Raw genomic sequence first — 17,418 nt, forward strand, 5'->3', positions numbered from 1 at the left:
CGAAGCGCGTGGAGTGAAATCGAGCGGCGACGCCGGGCGTGTTCCTCAGTTCGAGGAGGCCGCGGAGTCGGCGGGAACGGCGTTCGCCAGCGTGATCGGGACCACGGGGCAGTCCTTCCAGAGGCGCTCCAGCGAGTAGTACATCCGGTCCTCCTCGTGGAAGACGTGGACGACGAGGTCGCCGAAGTCGAGCAGGATCCAGCGTCCCTCGGCGCGGCCCTCGCGGCGCAGGAGCTTGGCGCCGGACTCGTTGAGGCGGTCCTCCACCTCGTTGGCGATGGCGACGACGTTGCGCTCGGAGCGCCCCGTCACCAGGAAGAAGATGTCGACGAGCGGCAGCGGTCCCGAGACGTCCAGCGCGACGAGGTCCTCCCCGCCCTTGGAGTCGGCGGCTGTGGCCGCGAGGTCGAGCAGGGCGCGGGCGGAAGCGGTCGCAGTCATGAAGCCTTCAGTGTCGGTGGTGGATCAGAAGATGTTGAGGACGAAGCCGCCGATGAACAGCGCGATCGAGGCGACCAGCAGCACGGCGGCGGTGATGGCCAGCACGACGGGGACGCTGACGGCGCGGCGCTTCTGCGGGGCGATCATCGCGGTGCCCGCGGCGTGCGTGGAGACGGCGCTCGACGCCCGGACGGGCTCCGAGTCGGAGGCGGGCTGCTCGCGGTCGATGCGGTCGACGTAGCGGTCGACATCGGGCGAGTCGTAGAGGTTGGGGTGCTGACCGGTGGAGCCGAGGCTCCGCGGCAGGTCGAAGGAGCCCGTGACGAGCACCTCCCCCGTGTCCGTGCGGACCGGAGACGCGTCGCCCGCGGTCGGCAGGATCAGGGCGTTCGTCGTGGTGACGGCGCCCGTCGCGGCGACTCCGCTCGCGATGAGGGAGTCGAAGGAGGCGTCGACCTCCTCCTTGGACTTGCTGTCGAGCTCGTCGGTGATGGCCAGGTGCTCGATCGGCGGGTGGAAGCTGCCGGTGATCTCTGTGGCCTTCTCGTCCGCGATGTCGAGCGTGCCGACGGTGGCGAAGAGGGCGGTGTTGAGCTTGGGCTGCTCGGGCTCGTCGTCCGACTGCTCGGACTCGTCGGCCGGCTGCTCGACGTCGGACACCTCGGGAGCGGTCTCCTCGGCAGCGGTCTCCTCGGCGGCGGCGTCGGGCTCGGTCTTCGCCGACTCCTGCGCGGCGTCGGCAGGCGCGGCCTCGGGGGTCGCGGCGACCTGCTCGGCCTGCTGCTGGGCGAGCAGCGCGCGGAGCTCGCGGCGGGTGAGCGTGCTGCGATCGACGCCCTCGGGCAGCACGACCTCGATGGCGGAGGTACTGAGCTCGGGCTCGGGGGCGGGGGTCGGCGCGACGACGGGGACGCGCAGGGCCTGGGTCGCGGTGAGGACGGGCATCTCGCCCGCGGCAGTGACGGACGCGGTCGCGGCGCGGCGGGAGGTCGTCGGTGCGGCGGCGGGCGCTGCGCCGGCCGCGGCTCGCTCGCGCTCGCGGATCTCGCGCCGGGTGAGCGGCGCGCCCTCGTGCTGAACTGTCATGTCGTGCTCCGATACAGGTGGTGCTTCGAGATGTACTGGACGACACCGTCGGGAACCAGATACCAGACCGGATCACCCCGGTTCACGCGGCTCCGACAGTCCGTCGAGGAAATCGCTAGCGCCGGAATTTCCAACAACGATACGTCCTGAGCCGGCAATCCCGAAACGGACAGGGCGTGACCCGGCCGGCTGACGGCGACGAAGTGCGCCAGCTCCCAGAGCTCGTCGTAGTCCTTCCAGCTCAGGATCTGCTCGACGGCGTCGGCTCCCGTGATGAAGAACAGCTCGGCGTCGGGGTGGGCGAGGTGGATGTCGCGGAGCGTGTCGATCGTGTACGTCGTGCCGATGCGGTCGATGTCGACGCGGCTGACGGTGAAGCGCGGGTTGGACGCGGTCGCGATGACCGTCATCAGATAGCGGTGCTCCGGCGGCGTGACCGTCTTCTTGTGCCACGGCCGGCCGGTCGGCACGAAGACGACCTCGTCGAGGTCGAAGGACTGCGCCACCTCGGAGGCGGCGACGAGGTGCCCGTGGTGGATCGGGTCGAAGGTGCCACCCATCACGCCGATGCGCGGACGCCGCGGGTCTCCGCTCGCGGCGGACGTCACGATCGCAGGGCCGCCGGACTAGTGGCCGTGGCCGTGGGAGTCGTGGGAGCCGGCACCGGTCTTGTGCGAGTGGCGGTTGGCTACGTCGCGGTAGCTCCACGTGACGAAGCCGAGCGCGGTGAAGGCGACGACGGCGATCAGCCCGTAGACGATGGTCGGCATCGGCAGCTCGGTGTGCGCTGCTTCAGCGAGGACGGTCGTCACGAGGGACATGCGGTGCTCCTTGGAATCGGGATCGCCCACTCAGGGCGTCGTCGAGTCTACCCGGACACCGCCGCGAGCCGGGTGCGGCGCTAGGAGCGGACCTGACCGGACCCGCGCAGCAGCCACTTCGTGCTCGTCAGCTCGGGCAGTCCCATCGGGCCGCGGGCGTGCAGCTTCTGCGTCGAGATGCCGACCTCGGCGCCGAAGCCGAACTCGCCGCCGTCGGTGAAGCGGGTGGAGGCGTTCACCATCACCACCGCGGAGTCGACCTCGGCGAGGAAGCGCTCGGCGCTGCGCAGGTCGTTGGTGACGATCGACTCGGTGTGGTGGGTGGAGTAGCGGGCGATGTGGTCCATCGCCGCGTCGAGATCGTCGACGACGGCGACTGCGATGTCGAGAGAGTAGTACTCGGCCGTCCAGTCCTCCGCGGTGGCGGGCACCGCATCGGCGACGATCGCGCGGACCCGCTCGTCGCCGTGCACGGTCACTCCGGCGGCGGCGAGGCGGCCGAGGACGGGCGGCAGGAGGCGCTCGGCGGCGTCGCGGTGCACGAGCAGCGTCTCGAGCGCGTTGCAGGTGCTCGGGCGCTGGGTCTTGGCGTTGTGCACGATGTCGACGGCCCACTGCTCGTCCGCGCTCGCGTCGAGGAAGACGTGCACCACTCCGGCGCCCGTCTCGATCACCGGCACGGTCGACTCGGTCACGACCGACTCGATCAGGCCGGCGCTGCCGCGGGGCACGAGCACGTCGACGTAGCCGCGGGCGCGCATCAGAGCCTTGGCGCCCTCGCGGCCGAAGTCGTCGACCGTCTGGATCAGCTCGGCGGGCAGGCCGACGGAGGCGACCGCCTCCTGCAGCAGCTCGACGAGGACGCGGTTGGTGTTCTCGGCCGCGCTGCCGCCGCGGAGGATCACGGCGTTGCCGCTCTTGAGCGCGAGGGCGGCGATGTCGATCGTGACGTTGGGGCGCGCCTCGTAGATGGCGCCGACGACGCCGAAGGGCACGCGCACCTGGGTGAGCGAGGCGCCGTTGGGCAGGTTCGAGCCTCGGACCGTCTGGCCGACCGGGTCGACGAGACCGGCGACCGCGACCACGGCGTCGGCGAGCGAGCCGAGACGCGCCTCGTCGAGACGGAGGCGGTCCTGCAGCCCGGCGCTCATGCCGTTCTCCCGGCCGTTCGCGAGGTCGAGCCCGTTCGCCGGGACGACCCGCTCGACGGATCCGCGGACGGCGTCGGCGATCGCGAGCAGGGCGCGGTTCTTGAGGTCGGTCGTCGCGCTGCGCAGGGACCGCGAGGCCGTGCGGGAGGCGGCGAACCGCTCGGTCAGGACGGAGCTGTCGAGGGTCGTCTGCGGCATCCGGCCAGTGTATTCGCCGACGGCGCCTCGCCGAGGGCGGTGCCGAGGAGTCAGACCTCCTCGGCGTCGCCCACCAGGTCGTCCTCGTCGGAGACGCGCCAGACGCCGCCCTGGCGCTCGCGGTCGAGCTCGGCGCGGGCGGCCGCCTTGGCGTCCATCCGCTCGAGGTAGTTGTCGCGACGCTCGGCGCGGGTCTTGCGGTTGTTCTCCTCGAGGCGGAGGTCGGTGCCGCGCGGGGCGGTGATCAGCTCCGCCGTCGAGGTGAGCGTGGGCTCCCAGTCGAAGACGACGCCGTCGCCCGGGCCGATGACGACGGTCGAGCCGGCGACGGCCCCGGCCGAGAAGAGGCCGTTCTCGACGCCGAGCTTCGCGAGCCGGTCGGCGAGGAAGCCGACGGCCTCGTCGTTCGTGAAGTCGGTCTGCGCGACCCAGCGCTGCGGCTTGGTGCCGAGCACGCGGTAGACGTTGCCGTAGGAGCCGCCCTCGACGCGGATCTCGTAGTCCTTCTCGTCGACGGCGCGCGGGCGGATGGTGATCCGCTCGACCTTGGGCTCGGCCGCGAGGGCGAGACGGTGCTGCTCGACGATCTCGCCGAGGGCGAAGGTCAGCTGGCGCAGTCCCGAGTGGGAGACGGTCGAGATCTCGAAGACGCGGTAGCCGCGGGCCTCGAGGTCGGCGCGGACGAAGTCGGCGAGCTCCTGGGCCTCCGGCACGTCGACCTTGTTCAGGGCGATCAGCTGCGGGCGCTCGAGGAGCGGCACCTGGCCGTCGCCGACCGGGTACGCGGCCAGCTCGCCGAGGATGATGTCGAGGTCGGTCAGCGGGTCGCGGCCCGGCTCGAGCGTGGCGCAGTCGAGCACGTGCACGAGAGCGGTGCAGCGCTCGACGTGGCGGAGGAACTCCAGGCCCAGGCCCTTGCCCTCGCTCGCGCCCTCGATCAGGCCGGGGACGTCGGCGACGGTGTAGCGCGACTCCCCCGCCTGGACGACGCCGAGGTTGGGGGCGAGGGTGGTGAACGGGTAGTCGGCGATCTTCGGCTTCGCCGCGGAGATGGCCGCGACGAGGCTGGACTTGCCGGCCGAGGGGAAGCCCACGAGCGCGACGTCGGCGACGGTCTTCAGCTCGAGGACGACGTCGCCCTCCCAGCCGGGAGTGCCGAGCAGCGCGAAGCCGGGGGCCTTGCGCTTGGTGGTCGCGAGCGAGGCGTTGCCGAGGCCGCCCTGGCCGCCGGGGGCGATGACGAAGCGGAGCCCCGGCTCGTCCATGTCGAGCAGCTCCTCGCCCGTGGGCGACTTGACGACGGTCCCGACCGGGACCATCAGCTCGAGGAGGTCGCCGTTGCCGCCGGCGCGGTGGTCGCCCATCCCGGGGCCGCCGTTCGCCGAGGAGCGGTGCGGGTGGCGGTGGAAGGCGAGCAGCGTCGTGGTCTGCGCGTCGGCGACGAGGACGATGTCGCCGCCGTGACCGCCGTTGCCGCCGTCGGGGCCGGCCAGCGGCTTGAACTTCTCGCGGCGGACGGAGACGCAGCCGTTGCCGCCGTGCCCGGCGCGCAGGTGCAGCGTGACGTTGTCGACGAAGGTGACCATGGTGTGTTCCGTCCGATGGGGAGGTGGCGGCGTCGGAGTGTCCGACGCCGGGTGCCGAGGTGCGCGGCGCCCACGAGCCCGGGGCTCGCAGTGAGGGTGCCGCAGCAACGCGCAAGGGGCGAGCCGAAGCCCGCCCCTTGCGTCCTGTGCCTGCTCGGCCGAGGAGAGCTGCCTAAGCGGCGGCCACCACGATGTTGACGACCTTGCGGCCGCCCTTCTGGCCGAACTCGACCGCACCGGCCGAGAGGGCGAACAGGGTGTCGTCGCCGCCACGACCGACGTTGACGCCGGGGTGGAAGTGGGTGCCGCGCTGGCGGACGATGATCTCGCCCGCGCTGACGACCTGACCGCCGAAGCGCTTCACGCCGAGACGCTGCGCGTTCGAGTCGCGACCGTTGCGGGTGGAGCTTGCGCCCTTCTTGTGTGCCATTTCTCATCTCCTCGAGACCGGGGGGCCGCAGCCCCGTGCTGATGCTCTGCGGAGCGATGGCTCCCGCCGCAGATCAGCGAAGTGTGGGTGTTACTTGATGCCCGTGACCTTGACGCGCGTGAGGTCCTGACGGTGCCCCTGGCGCTTCTTGTACCCGGTCTTGTTCTTGAACTTCTGGATGATGATCTTCGGACCGCGGAGCTCCTCGAGCACCTCGGCCGTGACCGACACCTTCTCGAGCGCCGCGGCGTCCGAGGTGATGGAGTCCCCGTCGACGAGGAGCACGGCAGCCAGCTGCACGGTGCCGTTCTCGTCGGCCTTGATGCGGTCCATCGTCACGATGGTGCCGACCTCGACCTTCTCCTGCCGGCCACCGGCGCGCACAACTGCGTAAACCACTTCTCGTACCTGTTTTCTCATCTGGACGGCGCGTGAGCGCTGTCCGGGGCTTGTAAGGACGGGGTCGGACCCCGGTCTTCCCGGTCGTACCCGTCTCTCGTACGGGACGAGCGGACCGGCACCGCGGCTCGCATCCCGTGAGGGACCGAGCGGCAACGGAAATCTGCGTGAGCACATGGATCGCGCCACACCAACGGTCAAGAGTACGGGATCCGTGCTCCCCGGTCAAACGCGCACCGCCCCGGAGGGGGTACCGCTCGACCGACGACCCCGTCACGATAGTGCAGGCCGTGCCGCGGATCGGGCAGGCGCGCCGCCTACGATCGACGGATGGCGATCCTCCTCGATGCGGCGCGCTGGCCCGCCCACGACACGCTCTGGGCCCACCTCGTCAGCGACTCCTCCCTGGAGGAGCTGCACGACTTCGCGCGCCGCGTCGGGCTGCCGGAGCGCGGCTTCGACCTCGACCACTACGACGTGCCCGCCGCGCGTCGCGAGGAGCTGCTGGCGGCGGGTGCCGTGCCCGTGGGCAGCCGGGAGCTGGTCGAGCGGCTCCGCGACAGCGGCCTGCGGGTGAAGGGCCGGGACCGGGACGCGGAGAGGGCCCGGCGCCGGCTCTCGCCGGGCACCGGGCCCCACTGATCGTCGCTGGTCGCGCTACTGCGCGCGGCGCGGCGTCTGCTCGGGCACGACCGCGATCCCGGTGAGCGCCGCCGTGGTGACGCGACGGCTCTTGGCGCGGCCCTGGCCGGGCTGCTTGGGTGCGGGCAGCGCGTCCAGGACGGAGTCGAGCAGATGCTCGGCGACCGCGCTGGGCACCCGGCGCTCGGTCACGACCGGAGCGGGCGGGATCGGGATGTCGAGGATCGGGACCACCGGGGCCTGGGCCGCAGGAGCCTCGGCCGCGACGGGCTGAGCTGCGGGCTCCTGCGCTGCGGGCTCCTGGGCCGCCTCGCGGGCGGCGGGAGCGGACTCCTGCTGCTCGCCGGACTCCGGCGTCTCCTGGCGCGGCTCGCGGTCGCGGCCTCGGCGACGGCGCTCGCCCCGGGCGGGACGCTCGCGGCGGCCGGACGACTCGCCCTGACGCTCCGCGGACTGCTCGCCCGACTGCTCGGCGGAAGGATCGGCGGGCTGCTCGGCCGGCTGCGTCTCCGCGGTGGTCGTGGCCTCGTCGACGAGGGCGACGGCCTCCTCCGCGGCGTGCCGGACGGCGGCCGGGTGGATCGTGCTCGCCGCGATCTGCGCGAGCGCGTTCTTGGCGTCGTCGGTGATGGCGTGGGTGCTGACCGGCTTGGAGCCGTTCTGCGCGCCGGCGCCGCTCTGGGCGCTGTAGCCGTTCTGGCCGGCCGAGCCGCTGCGGCCGTTCGAGGGCTGCTCGCCGGCGGGCTTGCCGCCGCGGCGGCGCTCCTGCTGCGGAGCGGCGGTCGATCGGTGCTTGACCACCGGGTCGTGCTGGACGATGACGCCGCGGCCCGCGCAGACCTCGCAGTTCTCGCTGAAGGTCTCCAGGAGGCCGAGGCCGAGCTTCTTGCGGGTCATCTGCACGAGGCCGAGCGAGGTGACCTCGGCGACCTGGTGCTTCGTCCGGTCGCGGCTCAGGCACTCGACCAGGCGCCGGAGCACGAGATCGCGGTTTGACTCGAGCACCATGTCGATGAAGTCGACGACGATGATGCCGCCGATGTCGCGAAGGCGGAGCTGGCGGACGATCTCCTCCGCGGCCTCGAGGTTGTTCTTGGTGACCGTCTCCTCGAGGTTGCCGCCGGAGCCGACGAACTTGCCGGTGTTCACGTCGACGACCGTCATGGCCTCGGTGCGGTCGATCACGAGCGAGCCGCCGCTGGGCAGCCAGACCTTGCGCTCGAGGGCCTTCTCGATCTGCTCGGTGATGCGGAACTCGTCGAACGCGTCCTGCTCGCCGGAGTAGACCTGCACCCGCTCGAGCAGGTCGGGAGCGACCTGGCTCAGGTAGAGCTCGATGGTCTCGCGGGCGTCGTCGCCGGCGATCACCATCTTCTCGAAGTCCTCGTTGAAGACGTCGCGGACGATCTTGATCAGCAGGTCGGGCTCGCTGTGCAGCAGCGCCGGCGCCTGGCCGGTCGCGGCCTTGGTGCTGAGCGCGGTCCACTGCGCGGTGAGGCGCTCGACGTCGACCGTGAGCTGCTCCTCCGTGGCGCCCTCGGCGGCCGTGCGGACGATGACGCCCACGTTCTCGGGGAGGACCTCCTTGAGGATCTTCTTGAGGCGCGCGCGCTCGGTGTCCGGGAGCTTGCGCGAGATGCCGTTCATCGAGCCGTTGGGCACGTAGACGAGGTAGCGGCCCGGGAGCGAGATCTGGCTGGTGAGGCGGGCGCCCTTGTGGCCGACCGGGTCCTTGGTGACCTGGACGAGTACGCGGTCGCCGGGCTTGAGCGCGAGCTCGATGCGGCGGGGGCCGCCGGCGTTGTTCGCGGCGTCCCAGTCGACCTCGCCGGAGTAGAGCACGGCGTTGCGGCCGCGTCCGATGTCGACGAAGGCCGCCTCCATGCTGGGGAGGACGTTCTGCACGCGTCCGAGGTAGACGTTGCCGATCAGCGACGCCTCCTGCGAGCGGGCGACGTAGTGCTCGGCGAGGACGCCGTCCTCGAGCACGCCGATGCGGATGCTGTCCTCCTTGGAGCGGACGACCATGACGCGGTCGACGGCCTCCCGGCGGGCGAGGAACTCGGACTCGGTGACGACCGTGCGGCGGCGGCCGGCGTCGCGGCCGTCGCGGCGGCGCTGCTTCTTCGCCTCGAGGCGGGTCGAGCCCTTGATGCGCTGCGGCTCGGTGATGAGCTCCGGCTCGCGCGCCTCGCGGGGCTCGCGCTGCTCGCGCGGCTGGCGGACCCGGACGACGGTGTTCTCGGGGTCGTCGGAGCCGCCGCGGTCGCTCTCGCCGCTGCGGCGGCGCGAGCGGCGGCGGACGGAGCCCTGCTCCTCCTCCGGCTCGTCGCGCTCCTCGCGGACGCCGAGCGGGGCGCCCCGGGGCGGGAGCGGGGTCAGCTGGACGTAGTCGGGCAGGATCGGCGCCTGGAAGAGCAGCGACGTGCTCGGCAGCGGCGGGCGGCGGGGAGCGGACTCCTCCGTCGCGGCCTGCTCGCCGTCGGACGCCGACTCCGGGCCGGCGGTGAAGAAGGCGGCGCCGGTCGAGGCCGGCCCTTCCGTCTCGCCGGGCTCGGCGCGCGCGTCCGGCGCGGTGGTCTGCTCGGTGTCCTGGGCTGCCGTGTCCGGGGCGGCGGTGTCCGACCCGTTCTGCTCGGCGTCGTTCGTGTCGATGATCGTTTCCCCTGTCGCTGATGCGCTCGATCCGGCCCGTCGGTTCGTCCGACGGCCACCGAAGAGGCGACTGATCTTCCTGGCCCCGCTGCGGGGCTCGTCGCGGTCCGGTTCGGATCCGCCCGTGCTGTTGTCTTCCACCATTCCTGGTGCACTCCTCGGCCGGGTCGTGCGCCGCGCCGTCGACCCGGATGCTGTTCTCGAGCGACGGGCCTCGGCCCGCCGCGAATCCTTCCGCTCCCCCGGTCCCGTCGCTCACGTGGCGCAGGACTCCGGTTGCAGCTTCTCCTCGGAACTGACTATCCGACACGTGGAGATGCGTCGCGCTCATTCGCGGAACGCTGTCGATCTCCTGTGGCCCGGTGCTCGCCCGGTAAACCTTCTTCGCGTCGGTGCGGGATCTTCCGGGCCGACGGCTCCGATTATCGCACGCATTCCCAGAGCCGCCGATTCGCCGCGTGCCATAATCCCCCGGTGTCCAGCGATCCCGAGGTGCCGAGCGCCCCCACCCAGCAGCGTCCGGTCCTCTTCGCGGTGCTCCTGATCGTGCTCGGCGTGGTGGGCTGGATCGCCGCGTTCACGCTGACCCTCGACAAGTTCACCTCGCTGAGCGGGTCGTCGGAGGCCCTCGGCTGCGACTTCAGCCTGCTCGTGCAGTGCAGTGCCAACCTGAAGTCGGCGCAGGGCGCGATCTTCGGCTTCCCGAATCCGCTGATCGGCGTCGCCGCGTGGATCGCGCCGATCGTCGTGGGTGCCGGGCTGCTCGCGGGGGCGCGCTTCGACCGCTGGTTCTGGGCGCTGTTCAACCTCGGCTTCGTCTTCGCGCTCGCCTTCGTCGGCTGGCTGATCGCGACGAGCATCTTCGCTCTCGGGACGCTCTGCCCCTGGTGCATGCTCACCTGGGCCGTCGTCATCCCCGGCTTCTGGCTGGTGACCCTCCGCAACCTCCGCGAGGGCGTGTTCCCGGTCCCCGCCGCGGTCCGCCGCTTCGCGGGGGCCGCGTACGGCTGGGTGCCGTTCATCACCATCGTCTGCTACCTGGCGATCGCCGTGATGGCCCAGGTGCGACTCGACGTGCTGTCCTACATCTGACACTGCCGGGCTGACGCCCGACGCCGCCCCCGGGAGGCGGAGGTGCTCGACACGCCCTCTCCGCGGGCTGCTCGATCAGCATGCACGGGGGCCAGCCCACTGCCGACCGCATGCACGGGGTCCCAGGCCGCGGGGCGCGCTGTTCTTTGCTGGTCGAGTAGCCGCGCAGCGGCGTATCGAGACCCACCGTCGTCAGGACAGGAGTTTGCAGACTCGGCTGCCGACCCCGGTGGATCTCGATACGCCCGCTCCGCGGGCTACTCGATCAGCAAGTACCGCCTCGGAGGCGCATTCGGGAAAGCGCGTGTCAGCGCTTTCCCGTCGCCGAACGCAGGACGCTCTGCGGAACGCGCCCGCCTCCGAGAGCCGACCGCGGCGTCGCGGATTACCGCGGCGCAAGACGGCACCGCGGCGGTTCGCTACGCGAACCAGAGCGCGAGCTCGCGCTCCGCGGATTCAGCCGAGTCGGAGCCGTGCACCAGGTTCTGCTGGACCTTGAGGCCCCAGTCGCGGCCGAGGTCGCCGCGGATGGTGCCGGGGGCGGCGGTGGTGGGGTCGGTCGTGCCGGCGAGGGAGCGGAAGCCCTCGATGACGCGGTCGCCGGCGATGCGGAGGGCGACGATGGGGCCGCTCTCCATGAACTCGACGAGGGGCTCGTAGAACGGCTTGCCCTCGTGCTCGGCGTAGTGGGCGGCGAGCAGCTCGCGGTCGGCCTCGACGAGCTTGATGTCGACGAGCGAGTAGCCCTTCGCCTCGATGCGGCGGAGGATCTCGCCGGTGAGGTTGCGGGCGACGCCGTCGGGCTTGACGAGGACGAGGGTCTCCTGGATGGCCATGATTCGGCGGTCTCCTTAGGTCGGGGTGGGGTCGGTGGGCCCGTCCGCCGCGCGGCGGCTCTGGGTGTCGAGCTTGGTGCCGGTGACCATGCAGTACGTCCACAGGGCGACGAACGCCGCGCCGATGACGAACATGATCGGGACCAGGGCACCGGTGGCCACGATAACGAACTGGAGGACCCAGCCGATCCGGAAGCCGGCCGGCCGGTTGAGCAGGCCGAGCGTCGCGACGAGGGCGAGGCAGACCACCGCTCCCCCGACGAGGACGATCACCGGGTCGGCGGCCTTCAGCCCGAAGGCGACGAGTGTCGCGAGGAAGACGATGACGGCCTCGAAGCCGAGGACGATCGAGCCGAGGCTCTCGCGGACGGTCCGGGTGCGGCGCGGCCGGCCGGCCCTCACGCGCCGAGCCAGTTCTCGTCGCGGGCGACGGTCATCGTCCGTCCGACGAGGGTGATCGACCCGGTGACGAGCAGGGCGCCCCTGTCGGTCTGGGCGGCGAGGAGGCGGCCGGCGGTGAGCGCGCCGTCCGGGTCCTCGGCGACGCGGACCGACTCCGCGGGGAACACGGTGCGGGCCAGCTCGGCGAGCTCCTCGGCCGGGACTCCGCGCTCGCTCGGGGCGGTCGTGACGATGAGCTCGTCGACGACCGGCAGGAGCGCGCGCAGGATGCCCTCCGCGTCCTTCTCGGCGAGGACGCCGAGGACCGCGGTGACGCGGTCGAAGTCGAAGTAGCGCTCGATCGCGGAGGCGAGGGAGGCCGCGCCGTGCGGGTTGTGCGCCGCATCGACGACCGTGCGCGGCGACTGGCCGACGATCTGGAGGCGGCCCGGCGAGGTCGCCGCGGCGAAGCCCTCGTCGAGGACGTTCCCGGTCAGCTCCTGCGTGCCGCCGCCGAGGAACGTCTCGACCGCGGCGATCGCGACCGCCGCGTTCTCGGCCTGGTGGTCGCCGAAGAACGGCAGCAGAAGCTGCTCGTAGCGGGTGACGAGACCGCGGACGGAGACGAGCTGGCCGCCCACGGCGACCGTGGTCGACTCGACGTCGAAGTCGGCGCCCTCGAACACGATCGTCGACTCGGTCAGCTCGGCCGCCTGCCGCAGTACCGCCTCCGCCTCAGGGGTCTGCTTCGCCGACACCACGGCGGCCGCGGGCTTCACGATGCCGGACTTGGTGCGGGCGATCTCCTCGATCGTCGCTCCGAGCTGCCGGGTGTGGTCGAGCGCGATCGGCGTGAAGACCGCGACCTGCGCGTCCGCGACGTTCGTCGAGTCCCACTCGCCGCCCATGCCGACCTCGATCACCGCGACGTCGACCGGAGCGTCCGCGAAGGCCGCGTAGGCCAGCACGGTGAGAGCCTCGAAGAACGAGAGCGTGCTCTCGCCCCGGCCGACGAGCTCGGCGTCGGTCATGGTGAGGTAGGGCTCGACGTCGATCCAGTTCGTGGCGAGGCCGAGGTCGGAGATCGGCGCGCCGTCGATGACGATGCGCTCGTTGAAGCGCTCGAGGTGCGGGCTGGTGAAGAGGCCGACCCGCAGCCCGTGGGCGCGGAGCAGGCTCTCGATCATCCGGCTGGTCGAGGTCTTGCCGTTGGTGCCGGCGACCTGGATGACGGGGTAGGCCTGCTGCGGGTCGCCCATGTAGTCGACGGCGCGGCGCGTCGGTGCGAGCCGCGGGCGGGGGCTCGCCTCGCCGAGCCGCTTCAGCAGGCTCGCGTAGACGGCGTCGGCCGCCTCACGCGCGAGCCGGGCGTCCTCCTCGGAGTAGCGGTCCTTGTCAGACATCGGAGGCCTCCACCTTCTCGACGCGGATGATGGCGGTCCCGGCGGGCCCGAAGGCGATCGCACCCTCGCCGCCCTCCAGCGCGGTGGTGAGCGCGGCGAAGGCGAAGCCGGTCGCGAGGGTCTCCTCGGCGATCCAGAGCGCGTGCGGCTCGAGGGCCGCCATGCTCATCTCGTCGAGGACGATCTCGAGCTCGATGCGGTCGCTGACCTCGAAGCCGGCGGCCTTGCGGGCGTCCTGCACGGCGCGGATCAGGTCGCGGGCCAGGCCCTCGGCCTCCAGCTCCGGCGTGGTCGCCGTGTCGAGCAGCACGAAGCCGCCGCGCGGCAGCAGCGCGATCGCGCGGTCGTCGGCACCCGAGCCGCCGACCTCCAGGGTCAGCTCGTACTCGCCCTCGACCAGCTCGACGCCGCCGGCGGTGACGACGCCGTCGGTCTCGCTCCAGTCGCCGGCCTTCGCGGCCTTGATGACGGTCTGCACGCCCCTGCCGAGGCGGGGGCCCGCGGCGCGCGCGTTGACGGAGAGGCGGGAGGTGACGCCGTAGTCGGCCGCGCTGGACTCGACCAGCGGGACCAGCGACACCTCCTTGACGTTCAGCTCGTCGCGCAGGATCGCCTCGAACGGCGCCAGCTCGGCGGCGGCGTCGACGACGACCGTGAGCCGCGCGAGCGGCAGGCGGACCCGGAGGCCGGCCTGCTTGCGCAGCGACAGCGCCGTGGACGAGATGCCGCGGACCGCGTCCATCGCGTGCACCAGCGTCTCGTCGACCGGGAACTCGGCGGCATCGGGCCAGTCGGCCAGGTGCACGCTCCGCCCGCCGGTCAGGCCCTGCCAGATCTCCTCGGTCATCAGCGGGAGCAGCGGGGCGGCGACCCGGCAGACGGTCTCGAGCACGGTGAAGAGCGTGTCGAACGCCTCCGTGCCGCGGCCCTCGGCGTCGACGCCCTGCCAGAAGCGGTCGCGTGAGCGGCGGACGTACCAGTTGGTCAGCACGTCGGCGAAGTCGCGCAGCGCGGCCGCCGCGAGGGTCGAGTCGAGCGCCTCGAGGTGGCCGGTGACGGTCTCGATGAGATCGTGCGTCTTGGCCAGCAGGTAGCGGTCGAGCACGTCCTCGGAGTCGGTGCGGCGGCTCGCGCTGTAGCCCTCGCCCGCGGCGTCGACCGAGGCGTTGGCGTAGAGCGAGAAGAAGTACCAGGTGTTCCAGAGCGGCAGCAGCACCTGGCGCACGCCCTCGCGGATGCCCTCCTCGGTGACGACGAGGTTGCCGCCGCGCAGCACCGGGCTCGACATCAGGAACCAGCGCATCGCGTCGGAGCCGTCGCGGTCGAAGACCTCGGCGACGTCCGGGTAGTTGCGCAGCGACTTCGACATCTTCTGCCCGTCGTTGCCGAGCACGATGCCGTGGCTGACCACGTTGCGGAAGGCCGGCCGGTCGAAGAGCGCGGTCGAGAGCACGTGCAGCGTGTAGAACCAGCCGCGGGTCTGCCCGATGTACTCGACGATGAAGTCGGCCGGGTTGTGCGAGTCGAACCAGTCGGAGTTCTCGAACGGGTAGTGCACCTGCGCGAACGGCATCGAGCCGGAGTCGAACCAGACGTCGAGCACGTCGCTGATGCGGCGCATCGTCGAGCGGCCGGTCGGGTCGTCGGGGTTCGGACGGGTGAGCTCGTCGATGTACGGGCGGTGCAGGTCCTCCGGGCGCACGCCGAAGTCGCGCTCGAGCTCGTCGAGCGAGCCGTAGACGTCGATGCGCGGGTAGTCCGGATCGTCGCTCTTCCACACCGGGATCGGCGAGCCGAAGTAGCGGTTGCGGCTGATCGACCAGTCGCGCGCGCCGGAGAGCCACTTGCCGAACTGGCCGTCCTTGACGTTCTCGGGGACCCAGGTGATCTCCTGGTTCAGCTCCTCCATCCGGTCGCGGATCGCGGTGACGCGGACGAACCAGCTGGAGACGGCCTTGTAGATCAGCGGGTTGCGGCAGCGCCAGCAGTGCGGGTAGCTGTGCTCGTAGCTGGCCTGGCGGAGCAGGCGGTGCTGCGCCTTGAGGAGCTGCGTCAGCGGCTTGTTGGCCTCGAAGACCTGCAGGCCGGCGACCTCGCTGATCTGCGGCAGGAAGCGGCCGCCGTCGTCGACGGAGATGATGACGGGGATCCCCGCCGCCTCGCAGACCTTCTGGTCGTCCTCGCCGTAGGCGGGCGCCTGATGCACGACGCCGGTGCCCTCGCTGGTGGTCACGTAGTCGGCGACGAGGATGCGCCACGCGTTCTGCGTGCCCCACTGCTCGGTGTCGGCGTAGTGGTCCCAGAGGCGGTCGTAGCTGATGCCCTCGAGCTCGCTGCCGCGGTGCGTGCGCGAGACGGCGGCCAGCGCCGACTCCGCGTCCTCGTAGCCGAGGTCCTTGGCGTAGGCGCCGACCTGGTCGATGGCGAGGAGGTACTCGGCCGAGAGCTCGCGCTCCTCCGGCTCGCCCTTGCCGTCGGCGGCGCCGTTCGGGCCGGCCGCCAGCACGGCGTACTCGATGTCGGGGCCGACGGCGAGCGCGGCGTTGGTGGGCAGCGTCCACGGGGTCGTCGTCCAGGCGAGGGCGCGGACGGCGGTGAGGTTCAGCGCCTCGGCGGTCTCGCCGACGAGGGGGAAGGTGACCGTGACCGTCTGGTCCTGGCGCATCTTGTAGACGTCGTCGTCCATCCGCAGCTCGTGGTTCGAGAGCGGGGTCTGGTCGCGCCAGCAGTAGGGCAGCACGCGGTGGCCCTCGTAGGCGAGGCCCTTGTCGTAGAGCCGCTTGAAGGCCCAGATCACGGACTCCATGAAGGTGGGGTCGAGGGTCTTGTAGTCGTCGTCGAAGTCGACCCAGCGCGCCTGGCGGGTGACGTAGTCCTGCCACTCCCCCGTGTAGCGCAGCACCGACTCCTTGGCGGCCGCGTTGAAGGCGGCGACGCCCATCTCCTCGATCTGCGACTTGTCGGTGATGCCGAGCTGCCGCTCCGCCTCGAGCTCGGCGGGCAGGCCGTGCGTGTCCCAGCCGAAGCGGCGGTGCACCTGCTTGCCGCGCATCGTCTGGAAGCGGGGGAAGACGTCCTTGGCGTAGCCGGTCAGCAGGTGCCCGTAGTGCGGCAGGCCGTTGGCGAAGGGCGGGCCGTCGTAGAACACCCACTCCTGGGCGCCCTCGCGGGAGCGGATCGACTCCTGGAAGGTGTCGTCGGCCTTCCAGTAGGCGAGGACCTTCTCCTCGATCTGCGGGAACCGCGGCGACGCGGGGACGCCGCGGCCGAAGGCGGAGCCGGTGCTCGCGGGGACGCCGGTGCTCGCGTCGTCTCCGGCGCTCTCGGCATCGCGGGGGGTGGGCGGGGTCAGGGGGTAGGTCACGTGCGGTCTCCTGGCAGTGCTGCTGGTCTGCACGAGGACGGCCCGCCCGGATCTCAGACCCCGGGCCGGGTCGCGGTACCACCTCGCTTGAACCGCCCAGGACCGGCCCTCACGGGCTGTCCCTGGTCGCTCCCACTCGATCGGCTGTCACGGGCCGTACCCGTCCGGGTCTACTGGGCCGCGGCCGGGGCCGGGCTGTTCTTCCGGAGACTCACCGGTGATGGCCGGGTCGAAGTCGTCCAGCCGTTATCCTAGCGCGTCGGCGGTCGCCGGACAGGGGCGGAGGCGGTCATGGCGCGGACAGCGGGAGCGGGTCGCGGACGGCCGCGGGCGTCGTCGCGCTCCATGCTCGAGGACGCGGCTCTCGATCTCTTCGTCGAGCAGAGCTACGCGGGCACGACGGTCGAGCAGATCGCCCAGCGCGCCGGCGTCTCGCGCAACACCTTCTTCAACTACTTCGCCTCGAAGAGCGACGTCTTCTGGGTGCTCGTCGACGACCGGCTGGCCGAGCTGCCGGCGGCGCTCGAGGCCGCGTCGCCGGACGTGTCGACGATGGACGCTCTGCGCGGCGCGCTGCTCGCGGTCGGCGCGGGCTTCGGTCCGTCGAGCGTGCCGTGGGCGCTGACCCAGACCGAGCTGATCGGCAGCGTGCACGAGCTGCAGGCGTCGGCGCTCTCGCGGCTCGCTCGGCAGGCGGCGATCGTCGCGGAGTTCGTGCGCGCACGCGCCGGACGTCCGCTGCCCGCGCACGTGGCGCACGCCGTCGCCTACGCGAGCGTCGGGGCGGCGGTCGCCGCGGTGCAGGCCTGGGCGGCCGCGGGGCCGACCCGCGGCGAGCTGGTGCCCTACCTCGACGAGGCGCTGACGCCGGTCTGCCGCGGTTTCGCGCCCGTCGTCGGCTGACCGCGCCCGCCCGTCGCGGCTTCCCGGCCC

16 protein-coding genes are annotated in these 17,418 nt (G+C 71.8%); 3 read left to right on the plus strand and 13 right to left on the minus strand.

Annotated features, from left to right (window positions below; all coding sequences use genetic code 11):
* Positions 1–45: 45 nt before the first annotated feature.
* From rsfS to rplU, 8 genes are all read right to left on the minus strand, one after another.
* Positions 46–441, minus strand: a complete 396-nt coding sequence (rsfS, locus tag MT350_RS07265) for a ribosome silencing factor (RefSeq protein WP_132437037.1) — start codon at positions 439–441, stop codon at positions 46–48.
* Between the two features lie 24 nt (positions 442–465).
* Positions 466–1,527 carry a hypothetical protein gene (locus MT350_RS07270; RefSeq protein WP_243599179.1) on the minus strand — a complete coding sequence of 354 codons (1,062 nt, stop codon included), beginning with the start codon at positions 1,525–1,527 and terminating at the stop codon, positions 466–468.
* Positions 1,524–2,135, minus strand: coding sequence for a nicotinate-nucleotide adenylyltransferase (nadD, locus tag MT350_RS07275; protein WP_308197317.1), 612 nt, complete (start codon positions 2,133–2,135; stop codon positions 1,524–1,526). Before nadD ends, MT350_RS07270 begins: the two co-directional genes overlap by 4 nt.
* An 18-nt stretch (positions 2,136–2,153) precedes the next feature.
* Positions 2,154–2,348: a hypothetical protein gene (locus tag MT350_RS07280; protein ID WP_123445826.1), complete on the minus strand. Its 195-nt coding sequence runs from the start codon at positions 2,346–2,348 to the stop codon at positions 2,154–2,156.
* A gap of 80 nt (positions 2,349–2,428) precedes the next feature.
* Complete coding sequence (locus tag MT350_RS07285) at positions 2,429–3,697, minus strand: glutamate-5-semialdehyde dehydrogenase (RefSeq protein ID WP_243599178.1); 1,269 nt, start codon at positions 3,695–3,697, stop codon at positions 2,429–2,431.
* Between the two features lie 50 nt (positions 3,698–3,747).
* Positions 3,748–5,283, minus strand: a complete 1,536-nt coding sequence (gene obgE / locus MT350_RS07290; protein ID WP_123703517.1) for a GTPase ObgE — start codon at positions 5,281–5,283, stop codon at positions 3,748–3,750.
* Between the two features lie 172 nt (positions 5,284–5,455).
* Positions 5,456–5,713: a 50S ribosomal protein L27 gene (rpmA, locus tag MT350_RS07295; RefSeq protein ID WP_123445823.1), complete on the minus strand. Its 258-nt coding sequence runs from the start codon at positions 5,711–5,713 to the stop codon at positions 5,456–5,458.
* A 90-nt stretch (positions 5,714–5,803) separates the two neighbouring features.
* Positions 5,804–6,112 carry a 50S ribosomal protein L21 gene (gene rplU / locus MT350_RS07300; RefSeq protein WP_123445822.1) on the minus strand — a complete coding sequence of 103 codons (309 nt, stop codon included), beginning with the start codon at positions 6,110–6,112 and terminating at the stop codon, positions 5,804–5,806.
* A 330-nt stretch (positions 6,113–6,442) separates the two neighbouring features.
* On the opposite strand from rplU, the gene MT350_RS07305 reads away from it, so the two are divergent.
* Entirely contained in the window at positions 6,443–6,754 is a 312-nt protein-coding gene (locus tag MT350_RS07305) for a DUF4031 domain-containing protein (protein WP_243599177.1), read from the plus strand.
* 15 nt (positions 6,755–6,769) lie between these two features.
* Here the strand turns inward: MT350_RS07305 and MT350_RS07310 are convergent, their stop codons facing one another.
* Complete coding sequence (locus tag MT350_RS07310; RefSeq protein ID WP_243599176.1) at positions 6,770–9,553, minus strand: Rne/Rng family ribonuclease; 2,784 nt, start codon at positions 9,551–9,553, stop codon at positions 6,770–6,772.
* A gap of 330 nt (positions 9,554–9,883) precedes the next feature.
* Between MT350_RS07310 and MT350_RS07315 the strand changes: the two genes are divergently transcribed.
* Positions 9,884–10,501, plus strand: coding sequence for a vitamin K epoxide reductase family protein (locus MT350_RS07315; protein ID WP_243599175.1), 618 nt, complete (start codon positions 9,884–9,886; stop codon positions 10,499–10,501).
* 419 nt (positions 10,502–10,920) lie between these two features.
* Here MT350_RS07315 and ndk read toward each other — a convergent pair whose 3' ends face one another.
* The 4 genes from ndk to ileS are packed head-to-tail and all read right to left on the minus strand — an operon-like array spanning position 10,921 to position 16,485.
* Positions 10,921–11,337 carry a nucleoside-diphosphate kinase gene (ndk, locus tag MT350_RS07320; protein WP_123732274.1) on the minus strand — a complete coding sequence of 139 codons (417 nt, stop codon included), beginning with the start codon at positions 11,335–11,337 and terminating at the stop codon, positions 10,921–10,923.
* Between the two features lie 15 nt (positions 11,338–11,352).
* Complete coding sequence (locus tag MT350_RS07325) at positions 11,353–11,739, minus strand: DUF4233 domain-containing protein (protein WP_243599174.1); 387 nt, start codon at positions 11,737–11,739, stop codon at positions 11,353–11,355.
* Positions 11,736–13,121, minus strand: a complete 1,386-nt coding sequence (locus MT350_RS07330) for a folylpolyglutamate synthase/dihydrofolate synthase family protein (RefSeq protein ID WP_243615612.1) — start codon at positions 13,119–13,121, stop codon at positions 11,736–11,738. The genes MT350_RS07325 and MT350_RS07330 overlap by 4 nt, the downstream gene beginning before the upstream one ends.
* Positions 13,114–16,485, minus strand: a complete 3,372-nt coding sequence (gene ileS, locus MT350_RS07335) for an isoleucine--tRNA ligase (RefSeq protein ID WP_374206632.1) — start codon at positions 16,483–16,485, stop codon at positions 13,114–13,116. The genes MT350_RS07330 and ileS overlap by 8 nt, the downstream gene beginning before the upstream one ends.
* Before the next feature lie 345 nt (positions 16,486–16,830).
* Between ileS and MT350_RS07340 the strand changes: the two genes are divergently transcribed.
* On the plus strand, positions 16,831–17,388 hold the full coding sequence (locus MT350_RS07340) for a TetR/AcrR family transcriptional regulator (protein WP_243615613.1): 558 nt from the start codon (positions 16,831–16,833) through the stop codon (positions 17,386–17,388).
* The last annotated feature ends 30 nt before the right edge of the window (positions 17,389–17,418 follow it).

The organism is Rathayibacter sp. VKM Ac-2928 (genome assembly GCF_022815545.1).
Classification (GTDB): domain Bacteria; phylum Actinomycetota; class Actinomycetes; order Actinomycetales; family Microbacteriaceae; genus Rathayibacter; species Rathayibacter festucae.

What these genes read in the sequence shown, in the direction of transcription:
- rsfS (WP_132437037.1), bottom strand. Translation starts at nt 441, where the DNA reads ATGACTGCGACCGCTTCCGCCCGCGCCCTGCTCGACCTCGCGGCCACA.
- MT350_RS07270 (WP_243599179.1), bottom strand. Translation starts at nt 1,527, where the DNA reads ATGACAGTTCAGCACGAGGGCGCGCCGCTCACCCGGCGCGAGATCCGC.
- MT350_RS07280 (WP_123445826.1), bottom strand. Translation starts at nt 2,348, where the DNA reads ATGTCCCTCGTGACGACCGTCCTCGCTGAAGCAGCGCACACCGAGCTG.
- MT350_RS07285 (WP_243599178.1), bottom strand. Translation starts at nt 3,697, where the DNA reads ATGCCGCAGACGACCCTCGACAGCTCCGTCCTGACCGAGCGGTTCGCC.
- obgE (WP_123703517.1), bottom strand. Translation starts at nt 5,283, where the DNA reads ATGGTCACCTTCGTCGACAACGTCACGCTGCACCTGCGCGCCGGGCAC.
- rpmA (WP_123445823.1), bottom strand. Translation starts at nt 5,713, where the DNA reads ATGGCACACAAGAAGGGCGCAAGCTCCACCCGCAACGGTCGCGACTCG.
- MT350_RS07305 (WP_243599177.1), top strand. Translation starts at nt 6,443, where the DNA reads ATGGCGATCCTCCTCGATGCGGCGCGCTGGCCCGCCCACGACACGCTC.
- MT350_RS07310 (WP_243599176.1), bottom strand. Translation starts at nt 9,553, where the DNA reads ATGGTGGAAGACAACAGCACGGGCGGATCCGAACCGGACCGCGACGAG.
- ndk (WP_123732274.1), bottom strand. Translation starts at nt 11,337, where the DNA reads ATGGCCATCCAGGAGACCCTCGTCCTCGTCAAGCCCGACGGCGTCGCC.
- MT350_RS07330 (WP_243615612.1), bottom strand. Translation starts at nt 13,121, where the DNA reads ATGTCTGACAAGGACCGCTACTCCGAGGAGGACGCCCGGCTCGCGCGT.
- MT350_RS07340 (WP_243615613.1), top strand. Translation starts at nt 16,831, where the DNA reads ATGCTCGAGGACGCGGCTCTCGATCTCTTCGTCGAGCAGAGCTACGCG.